This window comes from Coleofasciculus sp. G1-WW12-02 (assembly GCF_040219735.1).
GTDB lineage: Bacteria > Cyanobacteriota > Cyanobacteriia > Cyanobacteriales > Coleofasciculaceae > Coleofasciculus.
Genome location: NZ_JAVJRX010000116.1, coordinates 66589 through 83601 on the forward strand (window position 1 = coordinate 66589; position 17013 = coordinate 83601).

General features: G+C 42.9%; 20 protein-coding genes. 5 read left to right on the top strand and 15 right to left on the bottom strand.

What is annotated here, in order from left to right; genetic code table 11:
* Positions 1-156: 156 nt before the first annotated feature.
* From RID09_RS19120 to RID09_RS19160, 9 genes are all read right to left on the bottom strand, one after another.
* Complete coding sequence (locus RID09_RS19120) at positions 157-1338, bottom strand: acyltransferase family protein (protein ID WP_446337509.1); 1182 nt, start codon at positions 1336-1338, stop codon at positions 157-159.
* A 43-nt stretch (positions 1339-1381) separates the two neighbouring features.
* On the bottom strand, positions 1382-1912 hold the full coding sequence (locus RID09_RS19125) for an ureidoglycolate lyase (protein ID WP_446337510.1): 531 nt from the start codon (positions 1910-1912) through the stop codon (positions 1382-1384).
* A 34-nt stretch (positions 1913-1946) separates the two neighbouring features.
* Positions 1947-2084: a uracil phosphoribosyltransferase gene (locus RID09_RS19130; RefSeq protein WP_446337511.1), complete on the bottom strand. Its 138-nt coding sequence runs from the start codon at positions 2082-2084 to the stop codon at positions 1947-1949.
* A 552-nt stretch (positions 2085-2636) separates the two neighbouring features.
* On the bottom strand, positions 2637-3674 hold the full coding sequence (locus RID09_RS19135) for an acyltransferase family protein (RefSeq protein ID WP_446337512.1): 1038 nt from the start codon (positions 3672-3674) through the stop codon (positions 2637-2639).
* A 195-nt stretch (positions 3675-3869) separates the two neighbouring features.
* Positions 3870-4505 carry a uracil phosphoribosyltransferase gene (gene upp / locus RID09_RS19140; protein WP_446337513.1) on the bottom strand — a complete coding sequence of 212 codons (636 nt, stop codon included), beginning with the start codon at positions 4503-4505 and terminating at the stop codon, positions 3870-3872.
* Between the two features lie 277 nt (positions 4506-4782).
* Complete coding sequence (locus tag RID09_RS19145; protein WP_446337514.1) at positions 4783-5010, bottom strand: helix-turn-helix transcriptional regulator; 228 nt, start codon at positions 5008-5010, stop codon at positions 4783-4785.
* 241 nt (positions 5011-5251) lie between these two features.
* Positions 5252-5425 carry a hypothetical protein gene (locus tag RID09_RS19150; protein WP_446337515.1) on the bottom strand — a complete coding sequence of 58 codons (174 nt, stop codon included), beginning with the start codon at positions 5423-5425 and terminating at the stop codon, positions 5252-5254.
* Between the two features lie 2 nt (positions 5426-5427).
* Positions 5428-5643: a hypothetical protein gene (locus tag RID09_RS19155; protein WP_446337516.1), complete on the bottom strand. Its 216-nt coding sequence runs from the start codon at positions 5641-5643 to the stop codon at positions 5428-5430.
* The gene (locus tag RID09_RS19160) at positions 5640-6035 is read right to left on the bottom strand and encodes a hypothetical protein (protein WP_446337517.1); all 396 of its coding nucleotides are present in this window, start codon (positions 6033-6035) and stop codon (positions 5640-5642) included. Before RID09_RS19160 ends, RID09_RS19155 begins: the two co-directional genes overlap by 4 nt.
* Before the next feature lie 193 nt (positions 6036-6228).
* On the opposite strand from RID09_RS19160, the gene RID09_RS19165 reads away from it, so the two are divergent.
* Complete coding sequence (locus tag RID09_RS19165) at positions 6229-6834, top strand: hypothetical protein (protein WP_446337557.1); 606 nt, start codon at positions 6229-6231, stop codon at positions 6832-6834.
* Between the two features lie 313 nt (positions 6835-7147).
* Here the strand turns inward: RID09_RS19165 and RID09_RS19170 are convergent, their stop codons facing one another.
* From RID09_RS19170 to RID09_RS19190, 5 genes are all read right to left on the bottom strand, one after another.
* A complete protein-coding gene (locus RID09_RS19170) occupies positions 7148-7546 on the bottom strand; it encodes a helix-turn-helix domain-containing protein (protein WP_446337518.1) in 399 nt (132 codons plus the stop codon).
* On the bottom strand, positions 7530-7829 hold the full coding sequence (locus tag RID09_RS19175) for a type II toxin-antitoxin system HigB family toxin (protein WP_446337519.1): 300 nt from the start codon (positions 7827-7829) through the stop codon (positions 7530-7532). The genes RID09_RS19170 and RID09_RS19175 overlap by 17 nt, the downstream gene beginning before the upstream one ends.
* A 446-nt stretch (positions 7830-8275) precedes the next feature.
* Positions 8276-8482 (bottom strand): hypothetical protein, encoded by a 207-nt coding sequence (locus tag RID09_RS19180; RefSeq protein ID WP_446337520.1) that lies wholly within the window; start codon positions 8480-8482, stop codon positions 8276-8278.
* The gene (locus RID09_RS19185) at positions 8466-9776 is read right to left on the bottom strand and encodes a URC4/urg3 family protein (protein WP_446337521.1); all 1311 of its coding nucleotides are present in this window, start codon (positions 9774-9776) and stop codon (positions 8466-8468) included. Before RID09_RS19185 ends, RID09_RS19180 begins: the two co-directional genes overlap by 17 nt.
* 494 nt (positions 9777-10270) lie before the next feature.
* A complete protein-coding gene (locus RID09_RS19190) occupies positions 10271-11539 on the bottom strand; it encodes a GTP cyclohydrolase II (RefSeq protein ID WP_446337522.1) in 1269 nt (422 codons plus the stop codon).
* A gap of 160 nt (positions 11540-11699) precedes the next feature.
* Here RID09_RS19190 and RID09_RS19195 point away from each other — a divergent pair, with 160 nt between their 5' ends.
* The 3 genes from RID09_RS19195 to RID09_RS19205 all read left to right on the top strand — a co-directional run bounded on the left by RID09_RS19195 (position 11700) and on the right by RID09_RS19205 (position 13451).
* Positions 11700-11825, top strand: coding sequence for a hypothetical protein (locus tag RID09_RS19195; protein ID WP_446337523.1), 126 nt, complete (start codon positions 11700-11702; stop codon positions 11823-11825).
* 347 nt (positions 11826-12172) lie between these two features.
* Positions 12173-12322: a hypothetical protein gene (locus RID09_RS19200; protein WP_446337524.1), complete on the top strand. Its 150-nt coding sequence runs from the start codon at positions 12173-12175 to the stop codon at positions 12320-12322.
* A gap of 52 nt (positions 12323-12374) precedes the next feature.
* Positions 12375-13451 (top strand): WD40 repeat domain-containing protein, encoded by a 1077-nt coding sequence (locus RID09_RS19205; protein WP_446337525.1) that lies wholly within the window; start codon positions 12375-12377, stop codon positions 13449-13451.
* Between the two features lie 152 nt (positions 13452-13603).
* On the opposite strand, the gene RID09_RS19210 is transcribed toward RID09_RS19205, so the two are convergent.
* Positions 13604-15247 carry a CPBP family glutamic-type intramembrane protease gene (locus RID09_RS19210; protein ID WP_446337526.1) on the bottom strand — a complete coding sequence of 548 codons (1644 nt, stop codon included), beginning with the start codon at positions 15245-15247 and terminating at the stop codon, positions 13604-13606.
* Between the two features lie 390 nt (positions 15248-15637).
* Between RID09_RS19210 and RID09_RS19215 the strand changes: the two genes are divergently transcribed.
* Complete coding sequence (locus tag RID09_RS19215; RefSeq protein WP_446337527.1) at positions 15638-16990, top strand: histidine phosphatase family protein; 1353 nt, start codon at positions 15638-15640, stop codon at positions 16988-16990.
* The last annotated feature ends 23 nt before the right edge of the window (positions 16991-17013 follow it).

Sequence of the window (17013 nt, forward strand, 5' to 3'; positions counted from 1 at the left end):
TCCTACCATTTTTGCTCGGATTGAGGGGGTACGGGGATCTCGAACAATGCTGGTGGATACTCTTGTCCCGTGGGCAGGATGCTAATCCTATAATAAGATGGTGTTTTGGCAAAAATTGGATTTACCCCCTATTATCGCCCCAATAAGCTATTGATTTTACTTAAGAAACATCACGGATAAGGCTTCAGAATATTTTTGACCGTATGTCGTTCTTTTAATGATATAAGATATAAATATTTTTTGTAAATATGTAATCAATACCGAAAGTATTAACCACACCAAAAAACGTTCAATTGCTTGTGATTTAATGTTAATTATTCTAAAAATAGCTCCTCCATGATAAATTAATAGAATATGCCACAAATAGATCCATAGTGACGAAGAACTAATAAAAAGTATAATTTTTTTGATCTGATCTATCTGATTCTTATGATAATTTAATTTATTCCATAGATTCAAGCAAAAGTCAACAAATAAATATATTAAAGTTGACATGAATATACCATAAGACACATAGTAAAGTCTCGGCGGGAACTTGGCAATATAGGTTGAAACAAAAGATCCTGCGTCACTATAATAATTTAATCCTAAAATAAGATACACAATACCAGCGAAAATAGAAATTAATAAAATTGAGCTATTTTTCATCCTTGCCATTATCATCCCCAGTCCGAATAAACAGCCATAAGGAATTAAATAAAAACAAATTTGCTGCCAAAATACAAAGAGGAATAATCTGCCGTAAATGAAATCAAGAATAGGATTAGCGATGCCCGTATCTTCTACATTTAAATTGAGGATAAAACTAGCCAATACTTCATAAGCGCCATAAATAATTGCCAAAGACATCAAAAACAATAGCCGACTTGACAAGGCTTGCTTAAATTTTAATAAAAGTGGAGAAACAATGGCGACTAAGACAAAGACACGAATAATCCAAACATATCCAATACTGATATAATTTAACAAAAAAAAGCTTCCTATTATTTCTTTTAAAGTAAAAGGGAATACCTGATTTTCATCTTGAGCCAAAGTGACTAGATATGTAAAAATAAAAAATACTACAAGAAAAAACCATACTGGAATAATTAATCGAGGAATTCTTTTTCTCAGGTAAGTGATGAATGAATATTGTTTATCACCAGAAGAATGATAAAAAACACTTCCTGAGATGATGACCATGAGTGGGACATCAAAGTTTCGGAGTTCTTGTACGACCATTTCAATGGAATTTTGACTATTTCCATAAATGGCATGGGCAGCAAAAATTCCGACAATGCCAATAACTTTAAGAATATCAAATCGGATATCTCTACTATTGTTCGGTTTTACTTGCATAAAACTAATGCTGTTTTTAATTGTTCATTATTTAGAGTTGTACCTACTTTTTCCTAAAAATACTATAGGGTTTTAGGCTTCTATCAACAATCTCAAATTCTAAATTGTGGCTTTCACGAAAATCATGCGTAAAGTGGTCAACCTCATTTGTGTCACTCAGTTCCAAATTATAGAAATCGGCAAAATCATGTTCAAAATAAGGACCCGCGTGCCAAGTCCCTAGTTCTAACTTGATAAAGCAATTTCCCGGAATCCGAAAAACTTTAATTTCATCAATGGCGGGTTGTTCACGTTCACAAGCCGGTGCAACCGCCATCCACCAGTCTTTCCCTTCTAGAGAACCTAAACATTGGGTACATTGGCGATGGCGCGTGATTTTGTGAAATTTGCGACCTCTTTGGTACAAGCGCATGATGTAAAAACGGGGAGTACCGTTGTGCAACATTAATTGAGCATCTGTCGCATCATAGGGTTTATCATCGGCTGTCGGCGTGATCAACTGACCGAAGGGTTGAAAGCATTCGGCGCTAATTTCTTCTAGTAGAAGTTGTTTCACCAAAATGGTGGGATTCATAACAGATATAGATAGTGCAACACAAAGCTTACTGCTATTTTGTCCCAAACAGGCGATCGCCTGCATCCCCAAGTCCGGGCAAAATATAGCCATGCTCGTCTAAGCTTTCATCAATAGCGGCGGTTTTGATTGTTAATTGGCGAGGAAAAACCCTCAACCTTTTATTGACCATTGTTTTGAATTTATACTATAGAATGGGGTTTAATTCAGTACTAAGTAGTTGGGCAAAAGAAAACGGCACTGTATGAAGGGTACTGTATGAAGTTTTGTAATCCTTGTCGGGTATCCGTTGTGGAGAAAGGCAAATCTGGGGGAGGGGGGTTTGCGATCGCGTCCAATCAAGAGTGATTCTTCCATCCTGTTTTGACCATTTTAAATAAACCGCTATTTTGGCAACTTGCCATCCCATCGATGACAGTCGTATTGCCGAAGCTCTATCTTTTGTTCTTTGATTGACCTAGCTGTCTCGACTTAATTCACATAATGTTTCTTCTTGATGAAGAGTTAAAAATACTCTTCGTGGGGGAGATAACATAAAAAAGCCACTAATCTTTCTGTTCAATTCTCTCATAATTACCGACCGAATACCAACAAATATTCAAAACAGTATTTTGCCATTAAACTGTGCTGTCACGCCTCTAACCTTGTGTATTAGTAAAATGCCAAACTCTTAAGCCTGAGTATTTACAGCAAATCTGCATAAGTGATTTAAATGATGAAAAGTTTATTTGGCTGATTTATTAGGAACAGTATCTTGTTTGAAATCTCCCAAGAATAATTTGCGTAGGTTTTTATTGAGTGATATTATTTTGTATAGTAAATAAGGTATGATCAAGGCAATAATTATTCTCGCCAGTTCATTTTCTATATTAAATACATTTTTTAACGTGAGTAATACTAATAAATGTAAATACATTATCACTAGAGAACTTTTGCCAAGTTCCATTAAAATATTCTCAATATATCTAAAATTTCCAATCCATTTAGATGTATTTTGTACAAGGATTATCCCAGAAGTTGCCAGCAATATATTTACAATGAAAATTCCATACATTTTTATTTTCATATTGAGAATTAAATTTAGTTTCAGCCAGTGAGCCAATATAATCCCTGTTGCAAATATTATAATGGCGGCTAAATTGATTATTTTTTGATTACTATTGGTTGGATATCTAGCAGAGAGATGTCCCAGGCAGTAAAATGGCAAAGCCATTGCTACTACATTAATGTTCCAGGGAAAATTTACACCTTTTAAAAACCATTGATCTAACATAGCCAAACAGTAAAAACTGATTATTACTCCGAAAAAAAGCATTTTTCTGGAGCCAAATTTATTATAAATTAAATTATAAAACTGTTGTGTAAAGAATAGGCAAGTTATAAACCAAAAAACCCCAAACCAGCCCCAAAGATTATTGCCTCCATAAAGTTTATAAATTGATACGCCAATTATTTTACGAATCCAGTCAATTTCCGGATCTTGATCTTGAAACATTTGGATTGTATAGCTAGTATACTCAGGAATGCTAAGCAAAACAAGAAATACCATATAAGGAACAAGAAAATAAATTAGTTTGACTTTTAGGAATTTTATATAATCAGTTCTAGGCTTATAAAAATATCCACTAAGGAAAAAAAATAAGGGCATATTAAACCACAATAAATATTCTTTTATAGCAATATTTGTGTGTACTATAACAACCGTAATTATGCCAATACCTCTACATACATCGAGCCATTTAATTCGATTTTTTGTTAACACAGTTTATCTACCTATAAATTGCATTATTTTACGGATGAAGCTATTAATTGGAGTCGAATAGATATCTCCGGAAATACTCTGAAATCATTATTCTGTCTAGGTTAAAATCTCATTTCCGGAGATGTCTAATGCCTTTCTTGTGAAATTATAGTGCGATTCATGACAGATGTCGATGGTGCAACACAAAGCTTACTGCTATTTTGTCCCAAACAGGCGATCGCCTGCATCCCCAAGTCCGGGCAAAATATAGCCATGCTCGTCTAAGCTTTCATCAATAGCGGCAGTATACAGAGGGACTTCAGGATGATGATCATGGAAATTCGCGATTCCCTCCGGTGCAGCTAACAAGCACAAAAACTTGATGGACAACGGGATAAAATCCTTCACCCGATCCACGGCGGCTACGGCTGTATTCCCTGTCGCCACCATGGGATCAACAACCAAAATGTCTCGGTGTTCGATATCATGAGGCAGTTTGCAATAATATTCAATCGGAATCCGAGTCGTGGGTTCACGATACAAGCCAATATGCCCCAAGCGGGCGGAAGGAATCAGTTCTAAGATACCATCAACCAGCCCTTGCCCTGCCCGCATAATCGAAACAATCACCATTTTCTTATCCGAAGCCAGCATGGGAGCGTGCATGGGAGCCAAGGGTGTTTTAATCGCTGCGTATTTAAGCGGTAAGTCCCGTGTTACCTCGTAAGCCAGCAAGCTACCAACTTCTTTCATCAGTTGACGAAACTTAGCCGTACTGGTATCCGCCTGACGCATAAGGGTTAGCTTGTGTTGCACGAATGGGTGATCGATTACTGTAACTTGAGGAGTCATCTGTTAATAGTAGACAGCTTTTTATCTGTATAGAAGTTAATCTTCATGTCCTGAGAGTATACCACTCCTGTTGCCAAATCACAGTCCAGGAAGGAATACAGTATAAACTATACGTTGATCATGTATTTATTAATTCATCATAATCAATACAAAAACAAGAATAGTATTATAGGTTTTCTGTCGCTAAATAAGATTTATTCAAGTTATGTTTAAAATTGCCCCTACCGTGGATAGGGTGGCTATTTAAGTCCTGATAGTTTTACTTAGCCTGATCCGGTTAACTATCTGGAACTCCAAATTGATCGGGTAACTCATCAGACGTAATTTTCAAAATTTTCAGTAAAGTCTTGTACTGAACAGGGGTAAGTTTTGGCACTGATCGCCCTGCTTCCCAATTCCTTATGGTTGTTTCCGTTACGCCGAGTGCATCCGCTAACTGCTTTTGGGTGAGAAATTGTCGCACTCTTAGTCTCATTAGCGGCGATCGTTCAGGTTTGTCGGTCATTTGCGTAAATTAGTTGACGGTTAGCGTAAATTGCTTTACTCTAGGCATAGACAGACTAAAGAAAGACAGCGCTCATTGAACCAGAGAAAGCGTTCTAGAGTATTGCTGCCTTTTCTCAATCCGTTGTCATTTTACGCACTCATGCGATCGCATGAGTGTAAATCTATCTGGAATTAATCAGGACAATTCATGAACCGCAATCTTTTATCCAACTATTTTAGACCGACCCAACCCACCAGTTCTATTGTTCCTCATCACTGGTGTTATTCATGCGATCGCCAACCTTGTCTTCCTCGTCGAAGTCTTCACGGGTTTTTTGCTGCAAATCCCGGTATAGCTGTTGAAGACAGCTAAGCCGCGCCCTCAATCGAGGTAACTTCTGTTCCAGATATGCCAATTCCTCTTGGGTTTCCAAGATTAATTGGCTGAGGATTCCCCCAGATATTTCGCCTTTTGAAAACCTTGTAAGTCTTGTGGATTTTGGACTCTGGATATTTGGGTGATCAGTTCCGTGCGGGTCATTCCCAGACTGGCTGCTAGCTGATTGAGGTTTTCCCAATCCTTGGGTTCGAGCCGTATCCCCACGCTGATTGTCTTCCGGTCTGATTTCGGTCTACCACGTTTGTTTGTCATTCTCCTTCCTCGTCGCTAACCTTGTCCTCATCATCAAGGTTTTCGCCCGTCTTTACCCTTAACTGGTCAAACAGTTCTTCAAGCTGGCGCTGCCTTTTTTCCAGCCGTTCCACTTCTGATCGGTAATGAGCCAACTGAATCGCGTTCTCCTCTATCAGTTGGCGAAGGATTCCCCCAGAAATCGTTCTTCGGCTAGTTGCGAAAGGTTCTCCTGAATCTCTCCTCTGGCAAATCGCTCCACCAGTTCTGATCTGGTTATTCCCAGTTGCTGCGCTTGAGATTGTAGAAGCGTCCACCCCTTCGGCGTAATCATCAGCGATACGTTTTTTGCGTTTTCCCTGGCTGACTTGGGTCTGCCGCGCTTGCTCGTCATACTTTTTTGAATGTGCCATAACCTGTCTGTGCATTATCTCATATATACAAATAGGATATTGACTTTTTATTATTACATACATAAAATATAAATACCGATTTTTACATACGTCGATCAAACAAGTTCAGGCGATCGCGTAACAGAGCGCTGCGATTTCACAAGGCGCACAGGGCGGATCGCTCTTGTGTGACAACCTTATCCAGCTTTTGACGATGAAACACTCCGACTGGCTACGCCTTCAATCCGAAGGCGAGAGCGTCTGTGCAATTTTGCGCCAACAAGGTTATGTCTACCGCAAACAGACTCGACGCCTATCCTGGAAACTTTCTAAAACGGGTCAAAACGATTACATGCTCAGATGGCTACCAGCACCCATCAACGAATGGAATTTGATGCCCAAGGATACCAGCCCACAATGGGAACAGCTTTGGCAACTCATTGAACGCACCTTAAGCACTATCAAAGGGGAAGCCAGGAAAACTCTGCCCAAACCCACTTCACAACCAGAAAATAACTCCCGCCCTTGGGCAATTATCCGACTCCTACCTGATGCCAGACGGCATACAGTGGCGAGATTTTTCAACCGTCAAGATGCAGAGGATTACCGACGCTTTCTCAAGCGTTTTATACCGGATGCTGAATTTGAAGTCTTTTTCGATGTGCCCAACGAACAATTCTTAAATATTCCCGCTTCCCTCATCGTAAAAGTAGAATCCTGGCTCTATGTTATCTTTGTCCATCGCCTGGATAAAGGAGGACAATTCATCAGCTATCGTCAGATGGAAGAATGGAAAAATGCTTTCAGAGTAGGTTTGTAGTTGCGCTGTCTTCACCTCCATCCCTCGCTTCGCCTATTACCAACGCCTAATTAAGTGACATTTTACTTAAGAAATCACCCCCTGCAAGAGGAGGCGATTGAAATCGCTGCTACACAAACAAAGTCCGCCTGCGCGGACTAGGTTATAACGGGGGTAGTTAACCCGTATTTGGTATTAAAACGCTACTTAGTATTAGACTTGATTTTAAGAGCGATCGCGCTTATTTTGCATTGATGTTGGATTGGAGTGGATGTTGGGTTTCGGCGCGTCAACCCAACCTACAGTGATAGGCGATAGCACTATCCTGCAATCGTTAGATAAACAGCGCTGGCGAAATCTGGAAGTAATCGCCAAGTGCCTTAGCTTGTGCTTTACTAATGAATCGCTTGCCATTTACCACTTCAGACACTACACCACTCGATCCAATAACACCCACCAAGTCAGCTTGACGAGTGCCACTGGATTCCATGATGTGTTGGAGAATTTCATGAGGTGCAGCTTGATCCATCGGATAGTTCTGTTCCTCATAGGCTTCAATCAGCGTTACGAGCAACTTGTGTAACGCTTTCTCCTCTGGAGTTCGGTTTTTGGCAAAGGTTAGCCGTTCTGCCTCTGCTAGAGCGCGATCATACTCCTGTTCTGTCTCAATCACTTTGGGCGCGACTTGTGCGAGTAGATGGCGATAAGCGTCTTGGTCAAAAGTAAGGATCATTTTTCCACTTGCCTTTGTCGTATTCGGCATGAGTTAAAAAATATTTGTAGTAAATTGTTTGATTTTCGTAGTCGATACCAACAATCAGACGATAGTCATTGCCTTTGAGATTAAAAACGGTAAAGTTCCCAACCGCTTCAGCGTCTCGGTAAATTTTCCGAACGTCCTCTAAGTTTTGCCATTGTGCCTTCTTGAGTGTTGCGTACCATGCATCAATTTGGTTTTTGACATCGGGGTACTGGGCAGCATTAGTACGAAGGTTACTAATTGCAATTAGGTGCATATGTCTTTACTTTAGTTTCTAGTGTCATAGGCAGGAAGAGATCGGATTTAGTATCATTCAGTTCATGCGGGTACATATCACTTTTTAGGCTGAGTTTGAGGTACGAAACCCAACTCAGCGGGTTAGTGTGAACATTATTTGCTTTCTCGAATATGCTCCCGTATACCAATACTCTCATTTTGAGAGTATTTTGTCAAGATGGGATAACTCTATACTTACCCAAGAACAACGCTAATGGGGGTTCGATTCCCCCACTCCGCACTTCTCGTATCTTAGTTTACGCCAAGTAATAGTAAGTTGTACGTAAGTTAAGTTGTCTGGCATCACTGCCCTAACGATTTAAGCGATCGCCACTTTCAAGCGCTGGAGGTAAAGACTCTTTCTGGAAGGGAGTTTGAAACATTGATTGCTGTTGTCGCTAGTGTTGATGTCTCTATCCCTAGATCCTATCTGCTATCATCCGATATTCCCACAACTCGACTAAGCGCGATCGCATGGTTGATGGCGAAGACAGCGCCACTACAAAATAAGCGCGATCGCGACATTTGGTGTTGATGTTGGAGGAGAGTGAATATTGGGTTTCCTACGTCAACCCAACCTACGGCAATGGGCGATCGCACCGACTGATTATTTCGTTCAAAAAACTGTACCATCACTCTCAATCTGAATCGGCGGAACCCCCCCTTCTCTTAATTGTGCCGCAATCTTTCGTCCGGCTGTCCAAGTCCCACCTTGCAAAACTTTGACTAATGGTAATTGGGTTGCTGTCAAGTTTAGCTGTTTTCGGATAGCTTCGGCAATTCGATCTAACAGGCTTACAGTCAGCGCTCGCCACTCGACAATTACTTCAGAACCCGGTAAGTGGCGCTGCTGCAAAATAGCCGGATCTTTCACCACAATCAGTCCTAAATCGAGGCATAAACCGCCATTGCGATACTCGGCTAATCCGGTGAGTTCGTCTAATCCAGTAATTTCTAACCCTAATTCTTGTAAGGGTTCTAAAAGAGAGTAGGTTAACCACTGGGAAAGTTTGTGAAACGGTATATATTGATCACTCGGCTTTTCCCCGGAGAGGGCAGAATGACGCCAGACATCGCCTAAATTCACTCCCGCGATCGCGAGTCGTCCTGACCAAATATCACCTAACCCCTCTAACACAGCCGATAGTACGACTTTTGCGGGTAGCTTGCCGATAACGTTGGGTTTAGATAAGTTATCGGTTGTTTCCATAACCTTATCTGTCAAACTCCCCTCCATCGGTTCTCCCTCACGGGTTGAAAGACTCAACAAATACTTGACCAAATTACCCGGACGGGGATTTTGATCACCAAACAATTTCGGATGAGTCTGTAGGGATTCTCCCAAGCGCTGTAAGAGTTTTACCCTACCCTCTAAACCTAAAAGGGGATTCGCTGAACTAACTTGAAATCCGTGAGCTAACTGCTCAACTGTTAAGTTTTGCAATCCTTGAGCATCGGCTTGTAAGGGGTATTCTGGATTACTGGAAAACATACCCTGATAGAACATCCGGAAACTAGCAACAGCTAAACCTTCAGAACGGCGAAACACTTGTCCCGTTTGGGTTTCAAAATATTGCCAATCAGCACCCGCCCCCGCATCCAATAAGACACTAACAATCGCTAAATCAAATTTAGTTTGGGCTTTTTGCCGGGGAGTGAATCCGGCTAATTTTTGTGATAATTCAGCAAGGCGTGGCACGTTCCCGACTTCAAAATGTCGCCAGCGACTGTGGAACGGGATATTAAAATCAGGATATTCATCCTGCATCACTTGAATCACATAACTGGCTACATTTTCTAGCTGGGTTAAATCGCAACGGAAGTAATGCAACCGATTTGCCTCAGCGAGATCCAAGACGCGATCGCACCGTTCTCGAATCGCCTTTGGTGTTCTCAGGTAAGCAATAGTTTGTTGATCGTTTGTCATTTGTCATTTGTAACCTGTAGGGGCGAAGCATTTGGGGAGCCATCTTATAATACTTGTCCAAAATGTTTTACCCAAATGCTTCGCCCAGTTCCGGTGATGTCGTTTATGGATAAATTTTAGATTTGTCGGGGCGGGTCTAGTTATATTTATTGTGAGGTCAGAAACGATAATAGTGAAAAGAGCCCCTACACAATACTCAAAACTTTTTCATAATTCATAATTTCTATTTTATAGGTGTGTACCCCTGAATAACTGTCTGTCGGTATAACTTACTACAGACGCCAGTGCGGGAGTACACACTCTACTTGTGATTAGACACACTTACTGTTCTGAATTGAAGGAAACACTGCTGACTATGAGGAAGCTAAGTCACTGGATCAAGAATAACAAAGAAGTTGCCTGAAATCAAATCTGCAATCATCTGTTGTTTTCGGCATTTTATTCGTCATTGGTTCTACTCAAATGCCCAATTTGCAATAACGAATCCAAAACCATCAGCCAATACTACGCCCTTTAATCGTCGCTAATTTTACTGCATCGGGTGCGGTTGTTTCGGTATAATAGCCCGCCGCTTGCTTGGCAGCAATTTCGACCATGGCATCTTCGGGAATTAAATCGTCAGGAATCGGGACGCGCTTGACAATCTCGATGCCAGAGTTGGTGATCGCATTGTATTTCATGTCGCTCATGGAGACAAACCGATCAATCCGTGTAATTCCCAACCAGTGTAGTACATCCGGCATTAGTTCTTGGAAACGCATGTCGGGAACACCTGCGACACATTCGGTGCGGTTGAAATAGGAAGAAGCGCTATCGCCGCCTTCTTGTCGCTTGCGGGCATTATAAACCAGGAACTTGGTGACTTCACCTAATGCCCGCCCTTCTTTGCGGAAGTAAACCAAAACCCCTGCACCTCCGGCTTGTGCAGTTTGCACACAAACTTCCAACCCATGTACTAAATAAGGACGACAGGTGCAAATATCGGAACCAAAGACATCGGAACCGTTGCATTCATCATGAACTCGCACCGCAAGTTGGCGATTGGGATCAGTAATCGCGTCAACCTCACCAATTAAATAAACTGTAATTCCACCAATCGGAGGTAAGAAAACCTGTAAATCTGTGCGGGTTATCAGTTCAGGGAACATTCCCCCGGTTTGCTCGAAGAGGGCGCGGCGTAATTCTCCTTCCTTGACGTTGAGTCGGTGAGCAATTCCTGGCAGATACCACACGGGGTCAATGGCTACTTTGGTGACCACTAAACTGCCATTGGGCTTGACAATTTTACCGTCAACTGATAAGCGATTTTTCTGGATCGCTTCTTGGATTTCCGGCAAGTTGACATGGGCTTGGGTGACTGCGATCGTGGGTCGAATGTCGTATCCTTGCTCATAGAAATTGGCGTAGACATCCCCCACCATTCCCCCAAAGGGATCAAGAGACACAATGCGATTAGGGTTAGCCCAACTGGGATGGGGACCTATCGCCACAACGGGAGATGTATTGGTCAAATCCGCTCTGTGATTGGGATGCAGCGCTCCACTGGCAACGGCTAATGCCCGATAGACGGAATAGGAACCGGAGTGAGTGCCGATCACGTTACGATGGGCGAGGTTCGTCACCGTACCAATAATGGGTCTGCGCTTGAGGGGGTCGATTTCTCCCCAATGCAGGCGAGGGGGTTGTTCCCGGGAACGCCCTGGATGAGAGGTCAAAACAATATGCTTTAGTTTCGACTTCGACAAAGGCTGTGATAGTTGCATGATGGCTCCTATGTAGAATGCACCTCAAATTAACGTATGAGTCGTTTAATTCAAGCAAGCTCCAATCATAGCAATTAGAGTTTGGTTATGGATGAACCTGATGGAACAGGGTGTCAACACCCTGTAGTATTTCAAAATACAACGTAATGACTCAGAGGCTATGGTGCGAGGAACACAACCACAGGGGAATTCTGGTTCCCCGTCACTGACACAACAAAGGCAGATGGCAGATGGCTCGCCTGGATTTATGGCGATGCCTTCAGCACTCTTTGATGGTGCAACTTAGCCTGGAGCAAGGGTTTTAATTTAAGGAGAGGTCATTATCCATTGTTCATTATCCATTGTCAATTTGTGAACACTCTTGCCCATCTTGCATCTTGAGTCATTCTAGGCTTGACCAAATGCTGACTAAAAATTTTATCAATTTAGTCAGGGCGGGTTTAGTTACATTTGGGTGAGGGCATAAATGATAGTAGTGAAACCCGCCCCTACACAACAACCAAGACTGTGAATATTATTCGCCAGCAACGCCCAACTAATCCGACTGAAAAATTAAATATTCATTAAATTTTTTAACCAGATTATTTAATTTAACCCAAAAGTATGAGGTTGAACGCTCCATTTCAGGTGATCATGGCATCGTTACCGTATTGTTGGATTGTCACGATGCTTGGACTCTCTGTAAGTTATACCGTCGCCGAATTAATTTCTCTGATTTTTTGTGCTGTTGTTGGCACGGGAATAATATTTATGGGATACTTTTTGGCATTATCTGTCGTCTAAGGGAACAATCTCACCAATTCAGGTGGGATGGTGTTGTTCTTAAGGGTTAAGTATGAGTCGCAGGTCAAGTTCTTACGCGGTTTTCGTCGTACTGACGGTTATAACTGTCCTGTCTGTCATCGTCACCAACGTGCCGCGATCGCATTCTCTATCCCCCAGTTCTGGAAATGCTGCTCTCATCGCCGCTACGCCGACTCAACAATGGCAAGATGCCAAATTGTTGCGTAATATTAAGGGACATGCAGACGCAGTAGGCGCGATCGCGATTAGCCAAGATGGACAACTCCTCGCCACGGGTAGCGATGATCAAACGATTAAACTCTGGAACCTAAATACAGGTCAGCCATTGCGGACGTTTTCTGGACATTCTGATCAAATTACTGCCTTAGCCATCAGTCCAAATGCAGAAATACTGGTGAGTGGGGGGGGTATCGAGGACGGTTCAATTAAACTCTGGAATCTGAAAACTGGTGAATTGATCAATACTTTCCAGAAGAAAGAAGGCATGATTCCATCCTTGGCGATTACCCCAGACGGAAAAACTCTCGCCAGTGCGAGGAGAGGAGAAGGTTTAGGTTTTGTCTCGGAAATTACGCTTTGGAATCTAGAAACAGGCAAACAACTGCTTCAGTTTGATATTGAAAATTTAACCCTATCTCTTGCTTTTAGTCCCAATGGAGAACTCCTTGCCAGTGGTTCTGAGGACGGTACAATTCATTTATGGAATTGGCAGAGTGGGGAAATCCGGCATATCCTCCAGCATCCTCAGTCTTTAAGAGCGTTGGCGTTTAATCAGGATGGACAAGTCTTGGTGAGTGAGAGTTTTGCCGAAACTATTAACCTTTGGAATCCCCAAACCGGGGAATTACTTTCGACACCTGTAACAAATCCTAAACCTGTCTTTGTGAATGCCTTGGCGCTGCATCCATCGGGTAATATCTTGGCAAGCGCGTTAGGTCCTTATGGCAGATTAGGATTATGGAATCTGCAAACCGGTGAGTTGATGACGACGCTGACAGGGTTTTCAGGTTCGATTTTTTCCCTCGGCTTTAGTGGTGACGGTCAGATATTGGTTAGCGGGAGTAATGATGGCGCGATCGCAATTTGGAGAACAGGAAATAGGGAATAAACTGGGGAAGCTGGGGAAATGAACAGTATGGGGGCGGGTTTAGTCACATTTGGGTAAGTTCATAAAGGATAGTTGTAAAACCCGCCCCTACACATTCTCCCCCAGCTCCCAGACGTAGCATGCTACGTCTCTACACCGCTCCCCCAGCTTCCTCAACTTCCACCACTGCCTAAAATAATTAAACTCAATAACGTCCCACTATTCCAGAGACTGTGAACGATCATAGGCGCTAGAAGATTACGCGATCGCGTGTACACGAATCCCAATACAATTCCTAATGTGGCGAGGGGTAAGACTTCCGACAGACTCAGGTGCGCGATCGCAAAGATGAGACTACTGGTCACAATTGCTCCCCAAACAGGCATATAGCGCGTTAAGGAAGGTAATAAAAACCCTCGGAACATAAATTCTTCAAACAGGGGTGCAGCAATGCAAGCGGTGCTAAAAAATATCACGATAGCAACTGTATCCTGTCCTTCTAGCACCAGAGAAAGAATCGGATTACTCCCCCCTTGCCCCTGCCATAATTTTTGGTTAATGAGTGAGACCAAAATGACCAGAGGTAGAGCCACAAGATAGCCACCTAAGCCCAAAAGAATCCCTTTCCTGCGGAATTTAATCTGAAACCAATCCTCTGGCAAGGGGAAAAAATGCTTGATTGAAAGGTAAAGTACTCCCAATCCGGCGGCGGCTAGCAAGACATAACTCATTAAAATATAGAAGGCTTGCATCCGTACTGTGAAATTAGCCGGCTCAAGCTGGAACACGACCAGAAAAATTGGCAGGATAAAAATAGGAAGGAGGATTTGACCAATAAAGAAAAAGCCGAGAATCAAGACTTGCCAAATCGTTTCTCCATCCCAAGGCGTATCCCAAGGCATATCGCTGTTGGTGGCTAGTAGCGATCGCTCTCCTTGAAGTAGCCACTGACCCAGCAAAAATAGCAAGAGTCCCACCCCGACAATACCCCCAATTCCGGGAATGGCACTAATGAGAGTTAACTTAAGCAGGGCTTGTTTTGCTCTCTGTTGTTCTTGAGCTTGTAAGGACAATAAAGCATCTTGACGCTGTTGCAATTGATAAAGCTGAAGCAATGCTCGATACTGGAACCAGCTATCTAAATTTCGTTGAATTTTTGACTCAGCATCTGGTAAGATACGGGGTGGATCATGCCAAAGACCTGCTAATACGGCTGCAATTTGGGCAGATGGCGTTGTCGCTGGAGCGGTACTTTCGAGAGTTTCTTGCTCAATCAACTCATTCCATGTCTGAATCGCCACCTCTGTTTTACCCTGTTGAGCTTGCAGCAGTCCCAAGCGCACATTCAGTTCATCAATGAGCTGTTCTGTCTGAGACAATGATTTTTGCAACTGCTTTCGCTGCTGGGAGGTCATCGGAACCTCGTCAATGGGAGCGATTTGCATTTGCGGTTTAGCCAGCTCATCACCGATAGATGTCGCGACATCCTTGTTGGAGGAGAGTTGTTCCAGTTTAGCGATTATTTTCGATTGAGTCGTCTGAGCTGTTTCCAGCACTTGTTCATATTGGTTTTGGGCGTTTTCAAAAGGATTATCACCGAGCAATGCATTCCGCGCTGCTGTCAAATCCTCTTCCCCTGATGTAACTAAACTCTGCCCCTCGGCTGCATGGAGTAACAAATTTGTTTGGTAAAGTTCTAAGCGACTTTGGATTTGAGGTTTACCCCAGCTTTCAACCAAAGAGAGGCTGACTTGTAAGAGTACAGCAATCGTCAGCACTGCCAAAATCAAGCGTTTAAGTAATAACCCAGTGTTCATGAACCCCCCCCAAAAAATAACAAGTCATAAGTCATAAATTATAAAAAAAGGTTTAGTAACAAATGTCACTGTTTTTGTTTCAGACGTGATCTGTCGCGTTTTGACTTTTCACGGGAAGTCTTGCAACTGAGTTGGTAAGCCAGATGAGGAAACTGAGACTCCTCCGGTGGAACGTCTAGGAGATAGAGGAGATGAGGAGGATAAATTGACTTGTTCCTCACCTTCATTCAGCCAGATGCCGTGAAAAGCAAGCTCCCCCGCCTTTTTGTACAACCGATGTGCGGTTAAACTGAAAATGACCCTGATATTTGAAGATACCCCAAGGATGCTACCAGGATTTGGGTTAATCTGGCTACTATTCATAGATTTAGTAACAGAGGAGCAAAAGGATTGACTACTCGCGTCATTATTGTAAGGCACGGTCAAAGCAGCTATAATTCCCAGCAACTCATTCAAGGACGCTGTGATGAGTCCGTGTTGACCGAAAAAGGAGCTGCCGATGCTCGTAAGGTGGGTGCTGTTCTCAGTAGCCTGAGCCTTGATGCTGTCTATTGCTCTCCCCTCCAACGAGCGAAGCAGACAGCAGAGGTCATTCTACCCTATTTGTCTGGCTCACCCCCTCTCCAGGCAGCAGAAAACCTGATGGAAGTCGATTTACCCTTGTGGGAAAAATTGGCTAAATCAGACGCCCAGGCAAAATTCCCGGCGGAATATCGGTGCTGGAAAGAACGCCCGGATGAATTCTATATGGAGATTTCTACGCCGGAGGGAACCCGGAAACATTTTCCCGTCTTGGCACTTTATCAACAAGCGCAGCAATTCTGGCAAGAGATTCTACCCCGCCACCAAGGCGGCGCGATTTTAATCGTGGCACACAATGGCATTAATCGCTGTTTGATTAGTAGCGCCTTGGGTATTTCTCCAGCCCGTTACCAATCCATCTTGCAATCAAACTGTTGCATTAATGTTCTAAATTTTACGGGCGGTTGGGGTGAATCTGTACAATTAGAGTCTCTCAATCAAACCTCTCATGTCGGTACGCCTTTACCGACGCCTCGCCCTAATAATAGGGGTTTGCGTCTTCTACTGATACGTCACGGGGAAACGGAATGGAATCGTGTCTCCCGCTTCCAAGGGGGTATTGATATACCATTAAATGAGAATGGTCGCCAACAGGGACAGCGGGTGGCTGAATTTCTCAAAGATATCCCCATTGATTTTGCCGTTACCAGTCCCATGCTACGTCCCAAGGAAACGGCTGAATTGATTCTCCAGCATCACCGTGGCATTACGCTAGAATTTGAAGAAAAGTTTCGCGAAATTAATCATGGACTTTGGGAGGGTAAGTTAGAGTCAGAAATTAACCAGGAGTACGCTGAGTTATTGCATCAGTGGAAAGTCGCCCCAGCTACTGTACAAATGCCCAATGGCGAAAATTTAACCCAGGTATGGGAGAGAGCTACAGCCGCTTGGGATAGGATGATTGAATCAAAAGCTGTATCAGCTTCGACAGAAATAAAAACGGGTCTGGTTGTTGCTCACGATGCGATTAATAAAGTTATTCTTTGTCATGTCTTGGGATTGAGTTCAGAATCATTCTGGAGTATTAAACAAGGGAATGGGGGTGTGAGTGTGATTGAATATGCTCAAGGGTTAGAGAAGTTACCTGTTGTTCAGGCGATGAATATCACGACTCACCTTTCTGGAGATATTTTCGACCGAACGGCTGCTGGTGCGTTATAACTCCTGAGACATAAGTTTTGACA

Bases quoted from the DNA above. Each gene is read 5' to 3' on its own strand.
- RID09_RS19120 (WP_446337509.1), bottom strand. From the start codon at position 1,338: ATGCAAGTAAAACCGAACAATAGTAGAGATATCCGATTTGATATTCTT.
- RID09_RS19125 (WP_446337510.1), bottom strand. From the start codon at position 1,912: ATGAATCCCACCATTTTGGTGAAACAACTTCTACTAGAAGAAATTAGC.
- RID09_RS19130 (WP_446337511.1), bottom strand. From the start codon at position 2,084: ATGGTCAATAAAAGGTTGAGGGTTTTTCCTCGCCAATTAACAATCAAA.
- upp (WP_446337513.1), bottom strand. From the start codon at position 4,505: ATGACTCCTCAAGTTACAGTAATCGATCACCCATTCGTGCAACACAAG.
- RID09_RS19145 (WP_446337514.1), bottom strand. From the start codon at position 5,010: ATGACCGACAAACCTGAACGATCGCCGCTAATGAGACTAAGAGTGCGA.
- RID09_RS19155 (WP_446337516.1), bottom strand. From the start codon at position 5,643: ATGACAAACAAACGTGGTAGACCGAAATCAGACCGGAAGACAATCAGC.
- RID09_RS19160 (WP_446337517.1), bottom strand. From the start codon at position 6,035: ATGGCACATTCAAAAAAGTATGACGAGCAAGCGCGGCAGACCCAAGTC.
- RID09_RS19165 (WP_446337557.1), top strand. From the start codon at position 6,229: ATGAAACACTCCGACTGGCTACGCCTTCAATCCGAAGGCGAGAGCGTC.
- RID09_RS19170 (WP_446337518.1), bottom strand. From the start codon at position 7,546: ATGATCCTTACTTTTGACCAAGACGCTTATCGCCATCTACTCGCACAA.
- RID09_RS19175 (WP_446337519.1), bottom strand. From the start codon at position 7,829: ATGCACCTAATTGCAATTAGTAACCTTCGTACTAATGCTGCCCAGTAC.
- RID09_RS19180 (WP_446337520.1), bottom strand. From the start codon at position 8,482: ATGGTACAGTTTTTTGAACGAAATAATCAGTCGGTGCGATCGCCCATT.
- RID09_RS19185 (WP_446337521.1), bottom strand. From the start codon at position 9,776: ATGACAAACGATCAACAAACTATTGCTTACCTGAGAACACCAAAGGCG.
- RID09_RS19190 (WP_446337522.1), bottom strand. From the start codon at position 11,539: ATGCAACTATCACAGCCTTTGTCGAAGTCGAAACTAAAGCATATTGTT.
- RID09_RS19195 (WP_446337523.1), top strand. From the start codon at position 11,700: ATGGTGCGAGGAACACAACCACAGGGGAATTCTGGTTCCCCGTCACTG.
- RID09_RS19200 (WP_446337524.1), top strand. From the start codon at position 12,173: ATGGCATCGTTACCGTATTGTTGGATTGTCACGATGCTTGGACTCTCT.
- RID09_RS19205 (WP_446337525.1), top strand. From the start codon at position 12,375: ATGAGTCGCAGGTCAAGTTCTTACGCGGTTTTCGTCGTACTGACGGTT.
- RID09_RS19210 (WP_446337526.1), bottom strand. From the start codon at position 15,247: ATGAACACTGGGTTATTACTTAAACGCTTGATTTTGGCAGTGCTGACG.